The sequence below is a fragment of the Flavobacterium sp. Root935 genome (assembly GCF_001429295.1).
Taxonomy (GTDB): domain Bacteria; phylum Bacteroidota; class Bacteroidia; order Flavobacteriales; family Flavobacteriaceae; genus Flavobacterium.
This window is the reverse complement of record NZ_LMJL01000010.1, coordinates 79,487-97,721: the sequence shown is the minus strand read 5'-3', so window position 1 is coordinate 97,721 and position 18,235 is coordinate 79,487. Positions and strand designations below refer to the sequence as shown.

17 protein-coding genes are annotated in these 18,235 nt (G+C 33.3%); 9 read left to right on the top strand and 8 right to left on the bottom strand.

Features of this window, described 5'->3' with window-relative positions; translation table 11 throughout:
* Positions 1-446: 446 nt before the first annotated feature.
* The 4 genes from ASE40_RS11330 to ASE40_RS22025 all read right to left on the bottom strand — a co-directional run bounded on the left by ASE40_RS11330 (position 447) and on the right by ASE40_RS22025 (position 4,840).
* A complete protein-coding gene (locus ASE40_RS11330; protein ID WP_057117086.1) occupies positions 447-986 on the bottom strand; it encodes a DUF4136 domain-containing protein in 540 nt (179 codons plus the stop codon).
* Between the two features lie 153 nt (positions 987-1,139).
* Positions 1,140-3,116, bottom strand: coding sequence for a urocanate hydratase (locus ASE40_RS11325; protein WP_057117085.1), 1,977 nt, complete (start codon positions 3,114-3,116; stop codon positions 1,140-1,142).
* Between the two features lie 423 nt (positions 3,117-3,539).
* Positions 3,540-4,514 carry a 2-hydroxyacid dehydrogenase gene (locus ASE40_RS11320; RefSeq protein ID WP_057117084.1) on the bottom strand — a complete coding sequence of 325 codons (975 nt, stop codon included), beginning with the start codon at positions 4,512-4,514 and terminating at the stop codon, positions 3,540-3,542.
* Positions 4,515-4,663: 149 nt separating this feature from the next.
* Entirely contained in the window at positions 4,664-4,840 is a 177-nt protein-coding gene (locus ASE40_RS22025; RefSeq protein ID WP_157848510.1) for a DUF5522 domain-containing protein, read from the bottom strand.
* Between the two features lie 113 nt (positions 4,841-4,953).
* On the opposite strand from ASE40_RS22025, the gene ASE40_RS11315 reads away from it, so the two are divergent.
* From ASE40_RS11315 to ASE40_RS11295, 5 genes are all read left to right on the top strand, one after another.
* Positions 4,954-5,289 (top strand): hypothetical protein, encoded by a 336-nt coding sequence (locus tag ASE40_RS11315; RefSeq protein WP_057117083.1) that lies wholly within the window; start codon positions 4,954-4,956, stop codon positions 5,287-5,289.
* On the top strand, positions 5,286-6,194 hold the full coding sequence (locus ASE40_RS11310) for a 1-aminocyclopropane-1-carboxylate deaminase/D-cysteine desulfhydrase (protein WP_057117082.1): 909 nt from the start codon (positions 5,286-5,288) through the stop codon (positions 6,192-6,194). The genes ASE40_RS11315 and ASE40_RS11310 overlap by 4 nt, the downstream gene beginning before the upstream one ends.
* Positions 6,187-7,086, top strand: a complete 900-nt coding sequence (locus ASE40_RS11305; protein WP_057117081.1) for a glucosaminidase domain-containing protein — start codon at positions 6,187-6,189, stop codon at positions 7,084-7,086. The genes ASE40_RS11310 and ASE40_RS11305 overlap by 8 nt, the downstream gene beginning before the upstream one ends.
* A 149-nt stretch (positions 7,087-7,235) precedes the next feature.
* The gene (gene hemL, locus ASE40_RS11300; protein ID WP_057117080.1) at positions 7,236-8,522 is read left to right on the top strand and encodes a glutamate-1-semialdehyde 2,1-aminomutase; all 1,287 of its coding nucleotides are present in this window, start codon (positions 7,236-7,238) and stop codon (positions 8,520-8,522) included.
* 164 nt (positions 8,523-8,686) lie between these two features.
* Positions 8,687-11,161, top strand: coding sequence for a zinc-dependent metalloprotease (locus ASE40_RS11295; RefSeq protein ID WP_057117079.1), 2,475 nt, complete (start codon positions 8,687-8,689; stop codon positions 11,159-11,161).
* Positions 11,162-11,205: 44 nt separating this feature from the next.
* Here ASE40_RS11295 and ASE40_RS11290 read toward each other — a convergent pair whose 3' ends face one another.
* From ASE40_RS11290 to ASE40_RS11280, 3 genes are all read right to left on the bottom strand, one after another.
* A complete protein-coding gene (locus ASE40_RS11290; protein ID WP_128414970.1) occupies positions 11,206-11,409 on the bottom strand; it encodes a hypothetical protein in 204 nt (67 codons plus the stop codon).
* A gap of 120 nt (positions 11,410-11,529) precedes the next feature.
* Positions 11,530-11,943: a hypothetical protein gene (locus ASE40_RS11285; protein ID WP_057117077.1), complete on the bottom strand. Its 414-nt coding sequence runs from the start codon at positions 11,941-11,943 to the stop codon at positions 11,530-11,532.
* 159 nt (positions 11,944-12,102) lie between these two features.
* Complete coding sequence (locus ASE40_RS11280) at positions 12,103-12,534, bottom strand: hypothetical protein (protein WP_057117076.1); 432 nt, start codon at positions 12,532-12,534, stop codon at positions 12,103-12,105.
* 493 nt (positions 12,535-13,027) lie between these two features.
* Between ASE40_RS11280 and ASE40_RS11275 the strand changes: the two genes are divergently transcribed.
* The 4 genes from ASE40_RS11275 (at position 13,028) to ASE40_RS11260 (ending at position 16,406) form a co-directional block, all read left to right on the top strand.
* Entirely contained in the window at positions 13,028-13,594 is a 567-nt protein-coding gene (locus ASE40_RS11275; protein ID WP_128414969.1) for an SMI1/KNR4 family protein, read from the top strand.
* Positions 13,595-13,746: 152 nt separating this feature from the next.
* Entirely contained in the window at positions 13,747-14,670 is a 924-nt protein-coding gene (locus ASE40_RS11270; RefSeq protein WP_057117074.1) for a DUF4274 domain-containing protein, read from the top strand.
* A 72-nt stretch (positions 14,671-14,742) separates the two neighbouring features.
* The gene (locus tag ASE40_RS11265; RefSeq protein WP_057117073.1) at positions 14,743-15,768 is read left to right on the top strand and encodes a 2-hydroxyacid dehydrogenase; all 1,026 of its coding nucleotides are present in this window, start codon (positions 14,743-14,745) and stop codon (positions 15,766-15,768) included.
* Positions 15,769-15,803: 35 nt separating this feature from the next.
* Positions 15,804-16,406 (top strand): hypothetical protein, encoded by a 603-nt coding sequence (locus ASE40_RS11260; RefSeq protein WP_057117072.1) that lies wholly within the window; start codon positions 15,804-15,806, stop codon positions 16,404-16,406.
* Between the two features lie 109 nt (positions 16,407-16,515).
* Here ASE40_RS11260 and lysS read toward each other — a convergent pair whose 3' ends face one another.
* Entirely contained in the window at positions 16,516-18,219 is a 1,704-nt protein-coding gene (lysS, locus tag ASE40_RS11255; protein ID WP_057117071.1) for a lysine--tRNA ligase, read from the bottom strand.
* Positions 18,220-18,235 lie beyond the last annotated feature (16 nt).

Here is an 18,235-nt window from a genome sequence, read left to right as displayed (position 1 = left end):
TTTTTTGCCACAGATTTCAGTGATTTTCACAAATTAAAAAATCATTATAATCCTCTTAATCTGCAGCTAAAAAAATATCTTAATATTTACTGTAATTTTTTTGCCGTGAATTACCCGAATCAGCACTAATTTTTTTATTCAAAAAGCAGAAAAATAATTTGTGCAAAATTGCTGTAATTCGTGGCGAATTTTAATTATTCTTAAAATAAAAAACCTCCCGATTTGGGAGGTTTTTATAAACTATATTTTTACAAATTTATATAACACCTCGCCATTATTGCCCAATTGCAATAATGCTGATAATAGCGATAATAATGTTATTAAAGTTTGTCATTTTTTTTGTTATTTGAATAGCAAATGTATTAATTATTTTGCGAAGTACTCATGAAATATTTTAAGTTTTATGAAATAAACTGAAAATTTCCACTGTAACCTGAAACTGAATACTATTTCTTAACTGGAGGATATTGTGCTAAAATTTTACCAACAAACTCAGCAATTCTTTCATCTTTTTTATCGATGTCTCGAGTTAGAGTTCCAACACCTTCACCTTGCCAGATCATTTCTTTCTTTTTAGCATCAATTAAATCAATGTACAAAGTTCCTTCGGTAGAAGTAGAAACAGTAGTTTGGTTACCGCCATACATCATCCAAGGATTCCAGCCCCAGCCCCAGCCGTAACCCCAGCCAGCACTAAATTGATTTACATCTACTTGTTCTCTTGATTTTGTAAATATATTTACAAGTAAATCAGGATTATCGCTTTTTGTAAAACCTTTAGCCTGCATTTGATCATCGATAGCGCGAAGAATTCTTCTTTTATCTAAATCTGATATTTCGACCTTGTCAATTCCAGGCTTAAAGTAAGCGTATGTTTTATAAGGCGTAAAATCGACAGTTTTGTCGTAATCAGAATAAACAGTAACACTGCTGCAGGAAGAAAGTATCAACAGCAGGAAAAATGGAATTAACTTAAGTGTTTTCATATTATTAGAAATTTAATGTTCTTGTTTGTAATTAGTTTATCCTAAAAAACAACTTTATTTTTTCTGTCAGAGTGATTTCATTCGGTTTCAGCCTTCGACTTCACTCAGGATGACACTATGTTTTATGATAAAATCTTTTTTTAATATCTTTAACTAAAGCAGACTTTCATCTACCATATTAGGTAAAGTTACTTTTAATAAAGGTTCGACTTCCATTGCTCTTTTTATGGCAAAAACAGCACCTTCATTTCGCGCCCAGCTTCGTCTGGAGATTCCGTTGTTAACATCCCAGAAAAGCATTGATGCTAAACGCTTTGAAGCCTCTTTAGAACCATCAAGAACCATACCAAATCCGCCGTTTATAACCTCTCCCCAGCCAACTCCTCCGCCGTTATGAATTGATACCCAGGTTGCTCCTCTAAAACTGTCGCCAATTACGTTTTGAATCGCCATATCGGCTGTAAAACGTGATCCATCATAAATATTAGATGTTTCTCTATAAGGTGAGTCAGTTCCAGAAACGTCATGATGATCGCGTCCTAAAACCACAGCTCCAATTTCACCTCTAGCAATCGCTTGGTTAAAAGCTTCTGCAATTTTAACTCTTCCTTCTGCGTCAGCGTATAAAATTCGGGCTTGAGAACCTACTACCAGTTTGTTTTCCTGTGCACCTTTAATCCATTTGATGTTATCCTGCATTTGCTGCTGAATTTCATTTGGAGCAGTTTCAGCCATTTTTTCTAAAACTTCGCAAGCAATTGCATCTGTTTTTAATAAATCTTCGGGTCTTCCAGAGGTACAAACCCAACGGAAAGGACCAAATCCGTAATCAAAACACATTGGTCCCATAATATCCTGAACGTAACTTGGATATTTAAAATCGATATTATTTTCTGCCATAACATCTGCACCAGCGCGGGAAGCTTCCAATAAAAAGGCATTTCCGTAATCGAAAAAGTAAGTTCCTTTTGCAGTATGTTTGTTAATTGCCTTCGCTTGACGGCGTAAAGATTCCTGTACTTTTTCTTTGAATAATTCCGGATTACTGGCCATCATTTCATTAGCTTCTTCAAAAGAAATCCCAGCCGGATAATAACCTCCAGCCCAAGGATTATGCAATGAAGTCTGATCTGAACCTAAATCAATTTTGATATTTTCCTGATCAAAACGTTCCCAAACATCAACTACATTTCCTAAATAAGCAATCGAAACTACTTCTTTGTTGGCTTTCGCCGAATTAACTCTTGCAACCAATTCATCTGTAGAAGTTACAACTTCATTGATCCATCCTTGTTCGTGACGAATTTTAGTAATTTTTGGATTTACTTCGGCGCAAACCGTAATACATCCGGCAATATTTCCAGCTTTTGGCTGTGCACCCGACATTCCGCCAAGTCCAGATGTCACAAAAAGATTTCCTTCTGGATTTAATTTTATTTTTCTAAAACCATTTAAAACCGTAATTGTAGTTCCGTGTACAATTCCCTGCGGGCCAATGTACATATAACTTCCCGCGGTCATTTGTCCGTACTGTGAAACACCAAGCGCATTCATTTTTTCCCAATCGTCGGGTTTGGAGTAATTCGGGATTACCATTCCGTTGGTAACCACAACTCTTGGTGCTTCTTTATGCGAAGGAAATAATCCCATCGGATGTCCGGAATACATGGTCAAAGTCTGCTCATCTGTCATTTCAGACAAATACTGCATCGTCAATAAATATTGTGCCCAGTTTTGAAAAACGGCACCGTTTCCGCCATACGTAATCAATTCATGCGGATGTTGTGCGACAGCATAATCCAAGTTGTTCTGAATCATGTGCATGATAGCTTTGGCTTGCAATGATTTTCCTGGATATTCGTCAATTGGTCTTGCGTACATTCTGTAATTTGGACGCAGGCGATACATATAAATACGTCCGTATTTTTCTAATTCTTCTGAAAATTCAGGAATTAATTCGGCGTGGTGTTTTGGATCAAAATAACGCAATGCATTTTTTAAAGCCAGCTTTTTTTCTTCTGCCGAAAGAATTTCTTTTCGTTTTGGCGCGTGGTTAATCGTTGAATCGTATTCTTTTTTTGGAGGTAATATATTTGGAATTCCTTGTTGTATTTCTTCTTTGAAAGTCATTTTTTTTAAGGTGCTAAGTTGCTAAGATTCTGAGTTGCTAAGGTTTTTTACCTTTAGTTGTATCGCCCCGCTGGGGCTGAAATTAAAATCGATAATTATGTTCTATAAATATTTAACTCCTCCGGAGTTGTTTTTTTAAGCCTTGGAAAGGCGAAATAGTTATATAGAATAAAAATGGATCGGTACAAAAGCTCCATCGGAGCGAAATGTTTGCCCATGAAAATTCGATAAAACAATAATTATCTAATTTTCAAATTGACACATTTTCCAATTTAAAAAAAACTACGGATAACGGATATCCGACCTATGATAAGATTTGTGGATTTTAATCCTAAATTTTCTTGAGCGAATATCCATTTTATAATTTTAGATTGTTGATTTTAGATTTTAGATTGGAATTTGGAATTTAAAAATTTGGAACTTTTAAATATAAACTTCCTCATTAACACAAAACGGCATTTTTTTATTTTCAAAAAGCGCTATTATATTATGTGCAGCGCAAATTGCCATACCATTTCTAGCTTCGTAGGTTGCAGAACCAATATGCGGTAAAACACAGCAATTTGGCAGCTCTAATAACGGATTGTCTTGTTTCATAGGTTCTGGATTCGTAACGTCAAGTCCGGCTCCCCAAATTATATTATTGGTTAAGGCATGATACAAGTCGTCTTCATTATGAAATTTTCCTCTTGCTGTATTAATGAAAATCGAATTGGATTTCATTTTAGCGAAGGTGTCCTTATTGAAAAGTTCATTGTTTTCTGAAGTATAATTAGCATGAATACTCAAAACATCACTTTGTGAAAGTAAAGTTTCAAAATCTACAAATTCCGCATCAAGTTCTTTTTCGGCACTTTCATTATGAGAACGATTGTGGTAAATAATGTTCATTCCGAAAGCAGCTTTACACTTTTGCGCCATTTCAAAACCAATTCTTCCTAAACCAAATATTCCCAACGTCTTTCCATAAAGTTCCTGTCCTAAATTGGCCATTGCATCAAAAGTTCCCCATTCGCCGTTTATAATTCTTTTGTGATGGTAAAACGACTTTCTGGCTGCACTCTGCATCAATAAAAAAGCGGTGTCAGATGTTGCTCTGCTCAAAACATCAGGCGTATTTCCAACAGGAATTTTTCTCTTATTTGCCGATTCTATATTAACAGAATCAAATCCGACAGAAAACAAAGCAATACCTTTTAAATTTGGGCATTGCTCAAAAAAATCTTCATCTAAATTACTAGAGCCTACATTTAGAAGAGCATCATTTTTCTGACATATTTTTATAAATTCCTCCCTTGATAATACATGCTCTGTTGGATTTATAGTTAGGTTGATGCCTTTTTCCTTTAATAATGCAATCCCGGCTTCAGGTATATTTTTAGTTATAAAAACATTCATTTTTTGTTTAGATTTTTAGATGTTAGATTGTTAGAATTCTTAGATTTTTTTGAAGTTGAAAATCATATCAATCTTTAATAAGGTTAGTTTAATTTAAATTCACTTTCAATAATTATCTAATTATCAAATTGGCACATTTTCTAATTAGATTATTTCCTAATCGTGCCTGTCTTTTTATCATAACCATATGGGCAATGACGACAGCCGCTTTTGCAGCAATAACCTCTTTTTAAATGGTGTTTTTCAGTAAAGCATTTATAACCTTCGGGTGTATAGTAAAAATCTTCGCCTTCGATTAATTTATTTTCATTACTTTGCTCTTTCATAAAACTGCTTTCGGTCGTATTTTCATTTCTTAAAAATCAAAAATAAGTATTTGATTATGATTTTAATGAAATCTAATAATTTTATATCTACAAATTTATAAATTTTACAGCCAATGTTTCTGATTGTTGCCAAATATTTAATTCCGAAAGGATATCGCGGAATGGCTGTATTTCCGTTTATTCTAATAAAATATGATTTTGATAAATCGAACGGAGTTTTTGTAAACCACGAAAAAATTCATTTGAGACAGCAGTTAGAACTTTTGGTAATTCCGTTTTTTATTTGGTATGTTCTCGAATATTTAATTCGTTTAGTTCAATACCAAAACATGGATTTGGCATACCGAAATATTAGTTTTGAAAGAGAAGCTTATGCAAAAGAAACCGAGTTGGATTATTTGAAAAATCGATCTTTTTTTCAGTTTCTACATTATATTACATTAAAATGAATCCAGTTATCAACCAGCCTATTTCGATCAATTTTCCAAATGACATTTCTTTGACGATAAAGCGTGAAGATTTGATTCATCCTTTTGTTTCGGGGAATAAATTTCGAAAATTAAAATACAATTTACTTCAGGCGAAAGCCGAAAATAAAAAAACGCTATTGACTTTTGGCGGCGCATTTTCCAATCATATTGCAGCAGTGGCGTATGCGGGAAAGGAGCAGGGTTTTAAAACGATTGGGATTATTCGAGGCGATGAACTTTTGGATAAAATTGAAGAAAATCCAACTTTAAAATTCGCTCAGGAAAACGGAATGGAATTTGAGTTTGTTTCCCGTGAAGATTACCGTTTAAAAAACGAAAGTTCTTTTATTGAAAAGCTAAAAGATAGATTTGGAGACTTTTATTTAGTTCCCGAAGGCGGTACAAATGAACTTGCTGTAAAAGGTTGCGAAGAGATTTTAACCGATGAAGTTGCGGCTTTTAACTACGTTTGCTGTGCGGTTGGAACTGGCGGCACGATTTCTGGATTAATTAATAGTGCATTGCCAAATCAGAAAATTTTAGGGTTTCCAGCGTTAAAAGGTGACTTTTTAACCGATGAAATTCGTATTTTTGCAAAAAAAGATAACTGGAATTTAATTTCTGACTATCATTTTGGAGGTTATGGCAAGATAAATTTAGAATTAATCGAATTTATAAATGCTTTTTTTGAAGAAAATAAGGTGCCTTTAGATCCAATTTATACAGGAAAGATGGTTTTTGGCGTTATAGATTTAATCAGCAAAAATTATTTTCCTGCACATTCAAAAATTTTACTCATTCACACTGGTGGATTACAGGGAATTGAAGGAATGAATATAAAATTGAAGCAGAAAAAATTACCAATACTCAAAACCAATGATTAAAAAAATTGTATTACTTCTCGTAATATTAGCTTTAGCAAGCTGCTCTTCTAGTAAGCCTGCCATCGCGACGACTAAAAAAGCTGCAGCGGTTCAAACGAGGACTGCAGCGGCAAAAAGAACTACTCCCGTTAAACCAATTGGTAAAAATTATCCTTCTACAAATAATACAACTGAGGTTATTCAATCTACTTCAAAAACAGTTGTAACCAGCGATTTGATTAATAATTACGTTTTGCAGTACAAAGAGATTGCGATGGGAAACATGAAAACTTATGGAATTCCAGCCAGTATTATTTTAGCACAGGGAATTTTGGAATCGGGTGCAGGAAGAGGAGATCTAGCGCTTGAAGCGAATAATCATTTCGGGATTAAATGTCATAATGATTGGTTAGGAGAAAGTGTTCGCCACGACGATGATTCGGCTCAGGAATGTTTTAGAAAATACCCTCAAGCTTCAGAATCTTACAGGGATCACGCTTTATTTTTGGTTGGAAAAAAACGATATGCTACCTTATTTACATACGAAAAAGACGATTATAAATCCTGGGCAAAAGGATTGAGAGCAGCTGGTTATGCAACCGATCCGAAATATCCAGATAAGTTAATTAGTTATATTGAACGTTACAATCTGCATCAATACGATTGTCAAGTTACAGGTAGAAACTACGTACCAATCAATACTTCTGCTCCAGCAAAAAAAACATCTTATGATGTCGCATCTGATCCAAAGATCAATATGAATACGTATGATCCAAATTCATATGAAGTTCAAAAAGGTGATACTTTGTATTCCATTTCAAAGAAATTCAATTTATTAGTTGATGATTTGAAGAGAAAAAATAACCTGACTGATAATGCGATTTCAATTGGGCAGAGATTGAAGGTGAAGTAAAAGTTTTCAGTCTCAGTCACAGTGTTTAGTCACAGTGTTCAGTCACAGTTTTCAGTTTTCAGTTTGAAGTTAATATAAAATCCAAAAATAAGTTTTTCAGTTTTTAATCTAAAAAATCTAAAATCTGAACTCTAAAATCTAAAATAAGAATGTTATATAAAAGAAGTAGTCAGCTTTTTGCTGAAGCAGAAAAAGTAATTCCAGGAGGAGTAAATTCACCAGTAAGAGCGTTTAAAGCTGTTGGCGGAACTCCAATTTTTGTAAAAAGTGCTAAAGGTGCTTATTTATATGATGAAGACGGAAATAAATTAATTGATTATATTAACTCTTGGGGACCAATGGTTTTGGGTCATGCTTATCAGCCAGTTGTTGATGCCGTGATCGAAAAAGCAAAACTAGGAACTTCATTTGGAATGCCGACAGAATTGGAAACAGAAATCGCAGCTTTGGCCGTTTCTATGGTTCCGAATATTGATAAAATTAGATTTGTAAATTCAGGAACAGAAGCGTGTATGAGTGCGATTCGTCTGGCTCGCGGATTTACAAAAAGAGATAAAATAGTAAAATTTGCAGGCTGTTACCATGGACATTCTGATTCATTTTTGATTCAGGCAGGAAGCGGTGCCGTAACTTTTGGATCTCCAAATAGTCCAGGAGTGACAGAAGGAACTGCAAAAGATACTTTGTTAGCCAAATACAATGATTTAGAAAATGTAAAAACTTTAGTTGAAGCTAATAAAGGAGAAATCGCTGCGATTATTATCGAAGCAGTTGCAGGAAACATGGGATGTATTCCGCCAGCAAAAGGTTTCTTAGAAGGTTTAAGAGAATTATGTACAGCAAACGGAATTCTTTTGATTTTCGATGAGGTTATGACAGGTTTCCGTTTGGCTCGTGGTGGAGTTCAAGAATTGTATGGTGTCGATGCTGATATTGTGACTTTTGGAAAAGTAATAGGAGGAGGACTTCCAGTAGGGGCTTTTGCTGCGCGCGAAGAAATCATGAACCATTTAGCGCCTCTTGGACCAGTTTATCAAGCAGGAACATTATCTGGAAATCCATTAGCAATGGCGGCTGGACTGGCAATGTTGAAAGCATTGGATAATGACCGCGAAATTTTTACTCGTTTAGAAGAAAAAACAGCTTATCTAGAAGCAGGAATTGACAGGGTTTTAAAAGCAAATAACATTGTGTTTACAATAAATAGAGTTGGTTCTATGATTTCTGTTCATTTTGATGCCAATCCAGTTACAGATTTTCAAACGGCTGCAAAAGGGGATAACGAAACCTTTAAGAAATTCTTCCATGGATTATTGCAAGAAGGTGTTTACATTGCACCATCTGCTTATGAAACTTGGTTTATTACAGATGCTTTGACTTATGAAGATTTAGATTTTACAATAAATGCAATTGATAAAGTTTCGAAAACATTCTAATTTATAGAAAAAAATAATATTTAAGGCTCACTTTACTAAAAGTTGAGCCTTTTTTTATGCTAGAATTTTACTAGTTAATAAAAAGTTAATGTATATGTGATTTGTTGTGATATTGTAAGTAAAAATTATTTTTGTTTGTCAATTAACCACTAAACCAACATTAAATGAAGAAATTTTTCATTTTATCTTTAATAGCCATTTTTGCGCTGTTTCCTTCCAAAACATTTTCCCAGAATAAAAAGAAAAAAGATCAAAAAGAAGCTCCAGCACCTCAGCCAGAAAAGAAACCAGAATCATCAATTAAAGATTACAATAAAGTAATTACCAAAGATGCCGTTTCAGACGAAGGACTTTTTACAGTTCATAAAGTCGATAAAAAATACTACTTCGAGATTCCGAATAAATATTTAAACAAAGACATGCTTTTAGTGAGCAGACTTGCAAAACTGCCTTCTAATTTAGGTGGCGGTTACGTAAACGCAGGTTCTGAAACCAATGAACAGTTAATTGTCTGGCAGCGTTTTCAAGATAAAATTTTAATCAAATCAAAATCTTATAATGCTGTTGCCAATGATACATTACCAATTAGTATTTCGGTAAAATCAAATAATTATGAGCCTACTTTATATGCTTTTGATATCGCTACTTTTAGTAAAGATTCGGCAAATATAGTTATTGATGTTACTAAATTCTACAGCACAGATGTAAAAGCAATCAGCGGAATTTCAGCAGAAATGAGAGAAACCTATAAAGTAAAAGGTTTAGATGATTCGAGAAGTTTCATTAATGCAATGAAAAGTTTTCCGATGAATATCGAAGTAATTCAAGACTTTACATACAATGCTTCGAAACCTTCGATGTTAGAAGAATCAGAATCTATAAGTATTCAAATGAATCAATCTATGATTTTGCTTCCAGAAGTTCCAATGAGACCAAGATTGGCAGATCCGCGTGTGGGCTGGTTTACTGTAAGTCAATACGATTATGGCAGTAACGAATTAAAATCGGATTTGAAAACTTATATCAGACGTTGGAGATTAGAACCAAAAGATCCAGAAGCCTACAACAGAGGAGAATTGGTTGAACCAATAAAACCAATTGTATATTATCTCGATCCTGCAACGCCTGAAAAATTAAAAAAATACATTAAACAAGGAATCGAAGAATGGCAGAAACCGTTTGAATCCGCTGGATTTAAAAATGCCATTATTGCCAAAGATGCCCCAACTAAAGAAGAAGATCCAGATTTTAGCCCAGAAGATGTTCGTTACTCTGTGATTCGATATGTCGCCAGTACAACACGAAATGCAGTTGGACCAAGTGTTTCAGATCCGAGAACGGGAGAAATTATAGAAAGCGATGTTATTTGGTATCACAATCATTTGCGTTCTTATAGAAATAGATATTTATTAGAAACTGGAGCAGCAAATCCGTCAGCGAGAACTTTACAGACGAGCGATGAAGAAATGGGAGAAATGATGCGAATGGTTATTGCACACGAGGTTGGGCATGCTTTAGGTTTTCCTCATAATATGGGCGCAAGTTGTGCTTATGATGTGGAGAGTTATAGAAATGGCGATTTTACACAGCAAAACGGAATCTCAGCCAGTATAATGGATTATGCCCGTTTTAATTACATCGCACAGCCTGGAGATAAAAATATACGTTTTGTTCGTAAAATGGGTGCCTACGATCAATATGCTGTAAATTGGGGATACAGAGTGATCCCGAATGTGAAATCTCCACAAGAAGAAGTACCAACTTTAGACAAATGGATCTTGGATAAAGCAGGAAATCCGATTTATAAATTCGGAAAACAAAGTAGTGCTTTTGATCCTTCTTCTCAAACAGAAGACATTGGAAATAATTCGATGAAAGCAAGTTCTTACGGACTTAAAAATTTAGAATATGTAGCGAGTCATTTAAACGAATGGACCAGTAATGTTACTAATAATTACGAAGATTTAGACGAATTATACAAAGAGTTATTAGATTGCTGGAGTCGTTATGTTGGTCATGTTGTAACCAATGTTGGAGGAATTTATGAAAATACTAAAAAGCCAAATCAAGCAGGAAGTGTTTATGAAGTAGTGCCAAAAGCAAAACAAATTGAAGCGATGAATTGGCTTCAAAAAAATGCTTTTGAATCGCCAACCTGGATTGTAAATGTAAAAACGCTCCAAAATACAGAGTTTGCGGGTTACACAGAAAAGTTTAGAAGTCTGCAAGTAAGACAGCTTAATAATTTAATGACTTTAGGAAGAGTTGGAAGACTAATGGACAACGAAATTTTGAGCGGTGATAATTACAAAGCTTTAGATTTCTTCAAAGACATCCGAAGAGGAATTTGGAAAGAAGCTGCGGCGGCTTCAAATGTAACTGTTTATCGCAGGAACTTACAGCGTGCATATATTGACAGAATGGGATTTTTAATGACAGAAGAAATCAAACCAACAGATAGATCTACTATTTATTATAACGTAACTCAATCTGATTTAAGAGCGTTAGTAAGAGGAGAATTAAGTGCACTACGAAAATCACTCGTTGCAGCAAAAGCAGGAGCAGTTAATACCGAAACCAAATATCATTATGAAGATTGTATCAAAAGAATTGATTTGATATTAAATCCGATAAAATAATACAAACAAAAAGAGGCTTTAACAGCCTCTTTTTTTGATCTCAATTACATTTTATCTTTTCGGTGATCTTTCATTTTATCTTTGTGTTCTTTTTGAATCGTTGTCCATTTTTTATATTGATCTGCATTCAAAATAGATTTCATTTTTGCATCAAAAGCTTTGTGATCCTCTTCCATTTGTTTTTTCATGGCTTTTCTTTCAGCGTCAGTTGGTTTTGCGTCACCTCGGCTTTTTTTAAGCGTTTCCATTTTTGTACTTCTGTCAGATAAAAGTTGGCCGACTTGTTTTTGCTGGTCAGCATTTAAGCTTAGATCAGTAGTTAATTTTTGCAAATGTGCTTGATCGCGTTCTTGCGGCGTTTTGTGATCTCATTTATGATCTCCTCTTCCTTTATGATCTTTGTGATCTTTTTTAAGAGCCGTCCATTTTGTGTATTGATCAGCGTTTAGAATTGCTTTCATTTTAGCATCTGTAGCTTCTTTTTCGGCTGTTATTTGTTTTTTAAAAGCTTCTCTTTCGGCATCAGTCGGTTTTGTTTTGCTGTCTTTTCTAGACTCCTTAAATTTTTCTGCTTTGGCACTCTTTTCAGCTATAAGCTGTTTTACTTGTTCTTGTTGTTTTTTATCTAAATTCAATTCAGAAGTCAGTTTTTGTAAATGTTTTTCATTACGCTGTTCCGGAGTTAATTTTTCTTTTTGATCACGTGCCGGTTTCTGATTGATGTCTTGTGCAAAACTTACTACTCCAACGAATAATAAAGCTGCGATAAATAATTTTTTCATAATTCGTTTTTTTAAGATTATAGCAATTAGACTGCCACGATTTTATTAAGTTTAATCCAATTATGAAGTTTGTCTTTTATTTAACAGAAAGTATTAATGAAAGCATAAATAATAAATGAAATAAAAAAGAGGCCATTTAGACCTCTTTTATAAACTACTTTAGTTGTTTTCTTTTTTATACTCTTTTACCTTTTCTCTCATTTTATCTTTTTTCTCTTCTTGCAAAGATTTCCATTTTGTGTATTGGTCAGCTTTTAAGATCGATTTCATTTTAGCGTCGTTTGCAGCAACTTCATCTTCCATTTGTTTTTTGAAAGCAGCTTTTTCTTCAGCAGTTGGTTTTGTAGTATTGTCTTTTCTTGCTTCTCTAAATTTTTCAGCTTTAGCACTTCTGTCAGCCAAAAGTTGTTTAACCTGTGCCTGCTGACTAGCGTCAAGACTTAATTCTGTTGTTAATTTTTGTAATTGTTTCTCATTACGCTGTTCTGGAGTCATTCTTTCTCTTTGCTCGCGTTGAGGTTTTTGATCTGTGTCTTGTGCAAAACTTGCTATTCCAACAAATAACATAGCTGCGATAAATAATTTTTTCATTTTTAAGTTTTTTTAATTGTTATACTCGTTAGACTTTATTAAACTAAATTGGTTTAATTTTTATTGTAAGAATTATTATTTGTTTAACTTTTAAGTTTTAGTTAATGAGCTTAAAATGTTATAATTATGACTTATTGTGCCCCTTTTTATAAAATTGATGTTATTAGTTTGTAGAACTTAAAAAATGTAAACATGAGCATTAAAGAATTGAATTATGCAAAGAAGAATTACTAGAACTAACAAATCTTTAATAAGGAAATGATCTGATGTAAAAGAGTCAGGATTAGATGTTGAAAAGGTATTTTTAATATCATATTTTGAAGATGAAGAAGAAATTGAATATGGAATCATTTTTACAAATGAAAGAATAATAATTCAATTTGAGATTTATAGTGAAAAATTATCGCTAAAAGATATCACAGATTTAGAAGGTATTGAAAATGAATTTTTGCAAATACAAGTGGCGAAGGATTATTATATAAAAAAAACAAAAATGAATAAATTAAAACTTAAACTCGAAGAAATTATTGATTTTGAACTGAGTCCATCACGTATTTTGTTGACTAAAAACGATATTCAAGATGTTGCCAAAAGGTATAAATTAACTTTTCCTGAAAATTATATTTTTTATTTACAATTTTTTGGAAATGATTATGTTAAAGATAATTATGTTTTTACTCCGATAATAGAATTGCCAAAGCATATTCGAGATTCACATTTTGATATATCTGCCATTTTTGGGTTATATGATGGGGTTAATAATTTAGAAATTGAACTGAAAACCAAGCGAGAGTTTTTGCCAGTAAATTTATTTCCTATAGCTGATTTTGGTGGAGGAGATTTAGTCTGTATGGATAAGGAAAATTATAAAATTTATTTATGGTTCCATGAAGAAAATGAAGGTGAAGATGTTTGTTTGGTTGCTGAAAATTTCGAAGATTTTATTATAAACTTTAATTTTGAAAAACCTAAGCAATTTGATTTAGATAGCATACAATTACATTTCAGTCCAGAATTAGATATGGCTTTAAAAAAAGCTGCAGAAAAATATGAAAGATAATGAAACATTAAATTTGGAGAAATGTTCAGAATGTTTGCAAATGAATTTCAACAAATAAAAGTGGAGGAAGATTATGTAGTTCTCCTTTTATAAACTATTAAATTTGTTTAATTATTGCATGTTTTTCAAAAATTGACACTATCAAAACTAAAATGAAACTATTTACTAAAAATAACAAGAATAGAGTCCTTAAAGCATTAGGGGGAGAGTTGTCTTATCAAAAACTAACTGCTCCAGAGCTTCATCAATTTGTTCAACATTGGAATTATGATGATGGTATTGAGCCTTTTAAATGGATTATAAAACAAAAATACCTTGATAAGGGAACAGCTCTTTGTTTGTATTGGATGCTTCAGCCAGATTATTTTTGTAACTTTAAGAATGAAGATGAAATAAAGGAAGATTTAAATTATCATAATTATCAGCTGATAAAAGAAATTGAGGAGAAATATGTCTCAGGTTTTTATACTGCTGCTAACTTTTCTTTTGATCCAAATGAAGAGTTTTTGGACCTAAATGCTAATGTAAAATGTATTCCTTATGTAATGCTTGTAAAATCAGCAGGAGACGTTTTTGAAAAACAAGATATTGATTTTGCCTTTTTAAGAAAACCAACTGAAAAAGAATTAAAATCAATCAATACAAAAATAAATAATGCTCTAAAGATTATTCAGATCTCTAATCCTGATTTTATGTATGATCAAACAGACGAAGCTGTAGAAGCAATAATAGAAAGTGTGGAATATTGGAAAGAAAAAGATTTTAATCAACTAAAAATCACGAATCTTTCTTATTTATGGCTTGATTGTGTGAGACACAAACACAATTGGGATTGGATTATTTGGGATTGGGAAACAGGAAATAACATTGGTGTTACAAATGCTTCAAAAGAATTAACCTGTCTTGCTGATACAATTATAAATCATACAATTGATGGATTTCAAAATTCTTCTATAATTGCTGATTTATATAAAGATCTGTCAGGAGTAAATAGTTTTTTCGATTTAAAAAAAGATCCTTACAGTGGAATTGGTTTGCTTTTTAGTACAGATCATTTAAAATTCAGAGAACAGTAATTTATATGCTTTCGTCAGAATTAATTGCTTAATTTAGTAAAACTAGAAATTAAGAACCAAAAAAGATGTATTATGAGTTTAGAAGATAATGTAAAGAACAACAAAATTGCTTTTTTCTCAACACAGCCTTACGATAAAGCATTCTTTAATAAATATAATACTGATTTTGGTTTTGAACTGGATTTCTTTGAAACGCAGTTAAATCCGCAAACCGTAATTTTAATCGAAAACGCTTCGATTGTCTGCGTTTTTGTAAATGATATTGTGAACGAAGCGGTTATTAAACAATTAGCAGAAAAGAATGTAAAAATTATAGCCTTACGATGCGCCGGATTTAATAATGTTGATTTAGAAGCTGCTAAAAAATACAATATAAAAGTCTGCCGAGTTCCAGCTTATTCTCCGCAGGCAGTTGCAGAACATGCAATGGCAATGATTTTAACCTTAAACCGAAAAACACACAAAGCTTACAACAGAGTTCGCGAACAGAATTTTTCCTTAAATGGATTATTAGGTTTTGATTTATTTGGCAAAACAATTGGAATTATCGGAACAGGAAATATTGGTAAAGCTTTCGCAAAAATTGCTTTAGGTTTTGGCTGTAAAGTCTTGGCGTATGATATTGTTACCAATGAAGAAATGATAAAAGACGGCGTTTCTTTTGTTAGTTTAGAAGAGATTTTTAAATCGAGTGATATCATTTCGCTTCATTGTCCGCTAAACGATCAAACGAAGCATGTCATTAATAAAGACTCAATTGCTTTGATGAAAGACAGCGTTATGATTATCAATACAAGCCGTGGCGGATTAATAGAAACGGCCTGCGTTATTGAAGGCTTAAAAGAAGGTAAAATAGGTTATTTAGGAATAGATGTTTACGAACAGGAAGAAAAACTGTTCTTTAGAGATCTTTCAGCAGATATTATTCAAGATGATGCTATTCAGCGTTTAATGAGTTTTCCGAATGTTTTGGTAACAGCGCATCAAGCATTTTTTACCAATGAAGCTTTAACGCAGATTGCTTTGGTAACGTTCAATAATATAAAATCACTGGTAAGTCAAAATGATATTGAAAACAAAGCCGCTTTGTTGGTTTAACAAACGTAATGTTGAGAATTTAAAATAAAGAAATTATGAGAAATACAATTTTAGCAGCAGTTATGATTCTGGGAATGATTTCATGTCAAAATAAAGATAAAACCGACGACAAAAGTATAATCAAAACAATTGCTGAAGACACTTTGTCAAAAACTGCTGCGGGAACTGCCGACGTAAGTGACGCTCCAGCAAAAGAAGATAAAACAGTTGACTTGATTCGAAAACAATTGAATGTGTTGTTAAAAGCAGATCTTCCTTCAATGACAAAAGACGACCGTTACTTTTATTATGAAGCTTTTGATTTAAATAACGATCAAAAAAATGAATATTTTGTTGGTTTCTCCAATTCATATTTCTGCGGAAGCGGAGGATGTTCGGGGTATATTTTAAATAATGACGGAAGCATAATTAATCGTTTCACAGTGACCGATTTTCCAATTTATGTAGCGACTTCCTCAACCGATAAATTTTATGATCTGATCGTGAAAAGCGGCGGAATTTCTCATCTTGTAAAAATGAAAAACGGAAAATATCCGTCAAATCCTTCTGTTCAAGAAAAGCTAAAAGGGGATATTCCAAAAGAAAGTACAACAGTTTTAGATATTCAAGGAAAGAATTTAGAGAAGTATTCTTTTTAATCAGATCTTTTAAATACAAAACCCGACAGGTTTTTAAAGCCTGTCGGGTTTGAATATTATAATCCCAAATTGGAATTTGAAATTTTCTAAAATTGGAATTTTAAAAAATTTATCCCACCAATTCCACAGTTTTAAACTCGCCGTCAACGACAACTTTAGTCAAACCATGTTTAGATAAATTTTTCATAGAAGCATCCCATTTTTTACCACTTAAATTCGCAGTGATTTTTAATTGTTGAAGATCCATTTTACTTTCGTTTCCTTTCAATAAATCTACGATAAATTTTTCTTCATCCGATAATTCAACCTGAGCTTGTTTTTTCTCCGGACGCATTTGTGGGAACAATAAAACCTCTTGAATCGAAGCATTATTTGTCAAATACATAATCAAACGATCCATTCCAATTCCCATTCCAGAAGTTGGTGGCATACCGTATTCAAGCGCTCTTAAGAAATCCTCGTCGATAATTCCGTTAGCTTCATCATCACCTTTTGCTGCCAAACGCATTTGATCTTCAAAACGCTCACGCTGGTCAATTGGGTCATTTAATTCAGAATATGCATTTGCAATTTCTTTACCGCAAACCATTAATTCAAAACGCTCTGTAAGATCTGGATTATCTCTATGCTCTTTACAAAGCGGAGACATTTCTTTTGGATAATCTGTAATGAAAGTTGGCTGAATATAATTTCCTTCACATTTCGCTCCAAAAATTTCATCAATTAATTTTCCTTTACCCATTGTTTCGTCAACCTCGATTCCCATTCCTCTTGCAGCTTCAAACAATTCTTGCTCTGTTTTTCCAGAGATATCAAAACCAGTAAAATGTTTGATAGAATCTGTCATTGTAACACGTGCATAAGGAGCTTTAAAGTTGATTGTATGTTCACCAAAAGTCACTTCGCTTGTGCCATTTACAGCAATTGCGCAATGTTCCAATAAACCTTCAGCAAATTCCATCATCCAGTTGTAGTCTTTGTAGGCTACATATATTTCCATTGCAGTAAATTCAGGATTATGCGTTCTGTCCATTCCCTCGTTACGGAAGTTTCTAGAGAACTCATAAACACCTTCAAATCCACCAACAATTAATCTTTTTAAGTACAATTCGTTTGCAATACGCATATAAAGCGGAATATCAAGCGAATTATGGTGCGTGATAAATGGTCTTGCCGCAGCACCACCAGGAATTGACTGTAACACCGGCGTGTCAACCTCAAGATATCCAGCATCGTTAAAATAACCACGCATCGCACTGAATAACTTTGTACGTTTAATGAAAGTTTCTTTAACATGTGGATTTACTGTTAAATCTACATAACGCATTCTGTAACGCAATTCAGCATCATTAAATGCATCGTGAACGTTTCCTTCTTCATCAACTTTTGGTAAAGGAAGCGGACGTAACGTTTTGCTCAAGAAAGTAAAACCGTCAACGCGAACGCATTGTGCACCCACTTTTGTAGTGAACAATTCACCCTCAATACCAATAAAGTCACCTAAATCGGTTAATTTTTTAAATACTTGGTTATATAAAGTTTTATCGTCACCTTCACACAAAACATCTCGATTCACGTACAATTGAATACGTCCTTCGCTATCCTGCAATTCAGCAAAACAAGCTTTTCCTTGATCTCTCACGCTCATCAAACGACCCGCAACAATAACCTTCTTACCTTCTTCAAAAGACTCCTTAATTTGCTTAGAAGTATGATTTACAGGAAAAAGATTAGCTGGATAAGGATTGATTCCCAGACTGCGTAAGTTTTGAAGTTTTTCTCTTCTGATGATTTCTTGTTCTGATAATGCCATTTTGTGCTCTTTTTTT

What these genes read in the sequence shown, in the direction of transcription:
- ASE40_RS22025 (WP_157848510.1), bottom strand. Translation starts at nt 4,840, where the DNA reads ATGAAAGAGCAAAGTAATGAAAATAAATTAATCGAAGGCGAAGATTTT.
- ASE40_RS11275 (WP_128414969.1), top strand. Translation starts at nt 13,028, where the DNA reads ATGAATAAATTAAAACTTAAACTCGAAGAAATTATTGATTTTGAACTG.
- ASE40_RS11260 (WP_057117072.1), top strand. Translation starts at nt 15,804, where the DNA reads ATGAGAAATACAATTTTAGCAGCAGTTATGATTCTGGGAATGATTTCA.
- ASE40_RS11270 (WP_057117074.1), top strand. Translation starts at nt 13,747, where the DNA reads ATGAAACTATTTACTAAAAATAACAAGAATAGAGTCCTTAAAGCATTA.
- ASE40_RS11320 (WP_057117084.1), bottom strand. Translation starts at nt 4,514, where the DNA reads ATGAATGTTTTTATAACTAAAAATATACCTGAAGCCGGGATTGCATTA.
- ASE40_RS11265 (WP_057117073.1), top strand. Translation starts at nt 14,743, where the DNA reads ATGAGTTTAGAAGATAATGTAAAGAACAACAAAATTGCTTTTTTCTCA.
- ASE40_RS11305 (WP_057117081.1), top strand. Translation starts at nt 6,187, where the DNA reads ATGATTAAAAAAATTGTATTACTTCTCGTAATATTAGCTTTAGCAAGC.
- ASE40_RS11325 (WP_057117085.1), bottom strand. Translation starts at nt 3,116, where the DNA reads ATGACTTTCAAAGAAGAAATACAACAAGGAATTCCAAATATATTACCT.
- ASE40_RS11330 (WP_057117086.1), bottom strand. Translation starts at nt 986, where the DNA reads ATGAAAACACTTAAGTTAATTCCATTTTTCCTGCTGTTGATACTTTCT.
- ASE40_RS11295 (WP_057117079.1), top strand. Translation starts at nt 8,687, where the DNA reads ATGAAGAAATTTTTCATTTTATCTTTAATAGCCATTTTTGCGCTGTTT.
- ASE40_RS11310 (WP_057117082.1), top strand. Translation starts at nt 5,286, where the DNA reads ATGAATCCAGTTATCAACCAGCCTATTTCGATCAATTTTCCAAATGAC.
- hemL (WP_057117080.1), top strand. Translation starts at nt 7,236, where the DNA reads ATGTTATATAAAAGAAGTAGTCAGCTTTTTGCTGAAGCAGAAAAAGTA.
- lysS (WP_057117071.1), bottom strand. Translation starts at nt 18,219, where the DNA reads ATGGCATTATCAGAACAAGAAATCATCAGAAGAGAAAAACTTCAAAAC.
- ASE40_RS11315 (WP_057117083.1), top strand. Translation starts at nt 4,954, where the DNA reads ATGTTTCTGATTGTTGCCAAATATTTAATTCCGAAAGGATATCGCGGA.
- ASE40_RS11285 (WP_057117077.1), bottom strand. Translation starts at nt 11,943, where the DNA reads ATGAAAAAATTATTTATCGCAGCTTTATTATTCGTTGGAGTAGTAAGT.
- ASE40_RS11290 (WP_128414970.1), bottom strand. Translation starts at nt 11,409, where the DNA reads ATGGAAACGCTTAAAAAAAGCCGAGGTGACGCAAAACCAACTGACGCT.
- ASE40_RS11280 (WP_057117076.1), bottom strand. Translation starts at nt 12,534, where the DNA reads ATGAAAAAATTATTTATCGCAGCTATGTTATTTGTTGGAATAGCAAGT.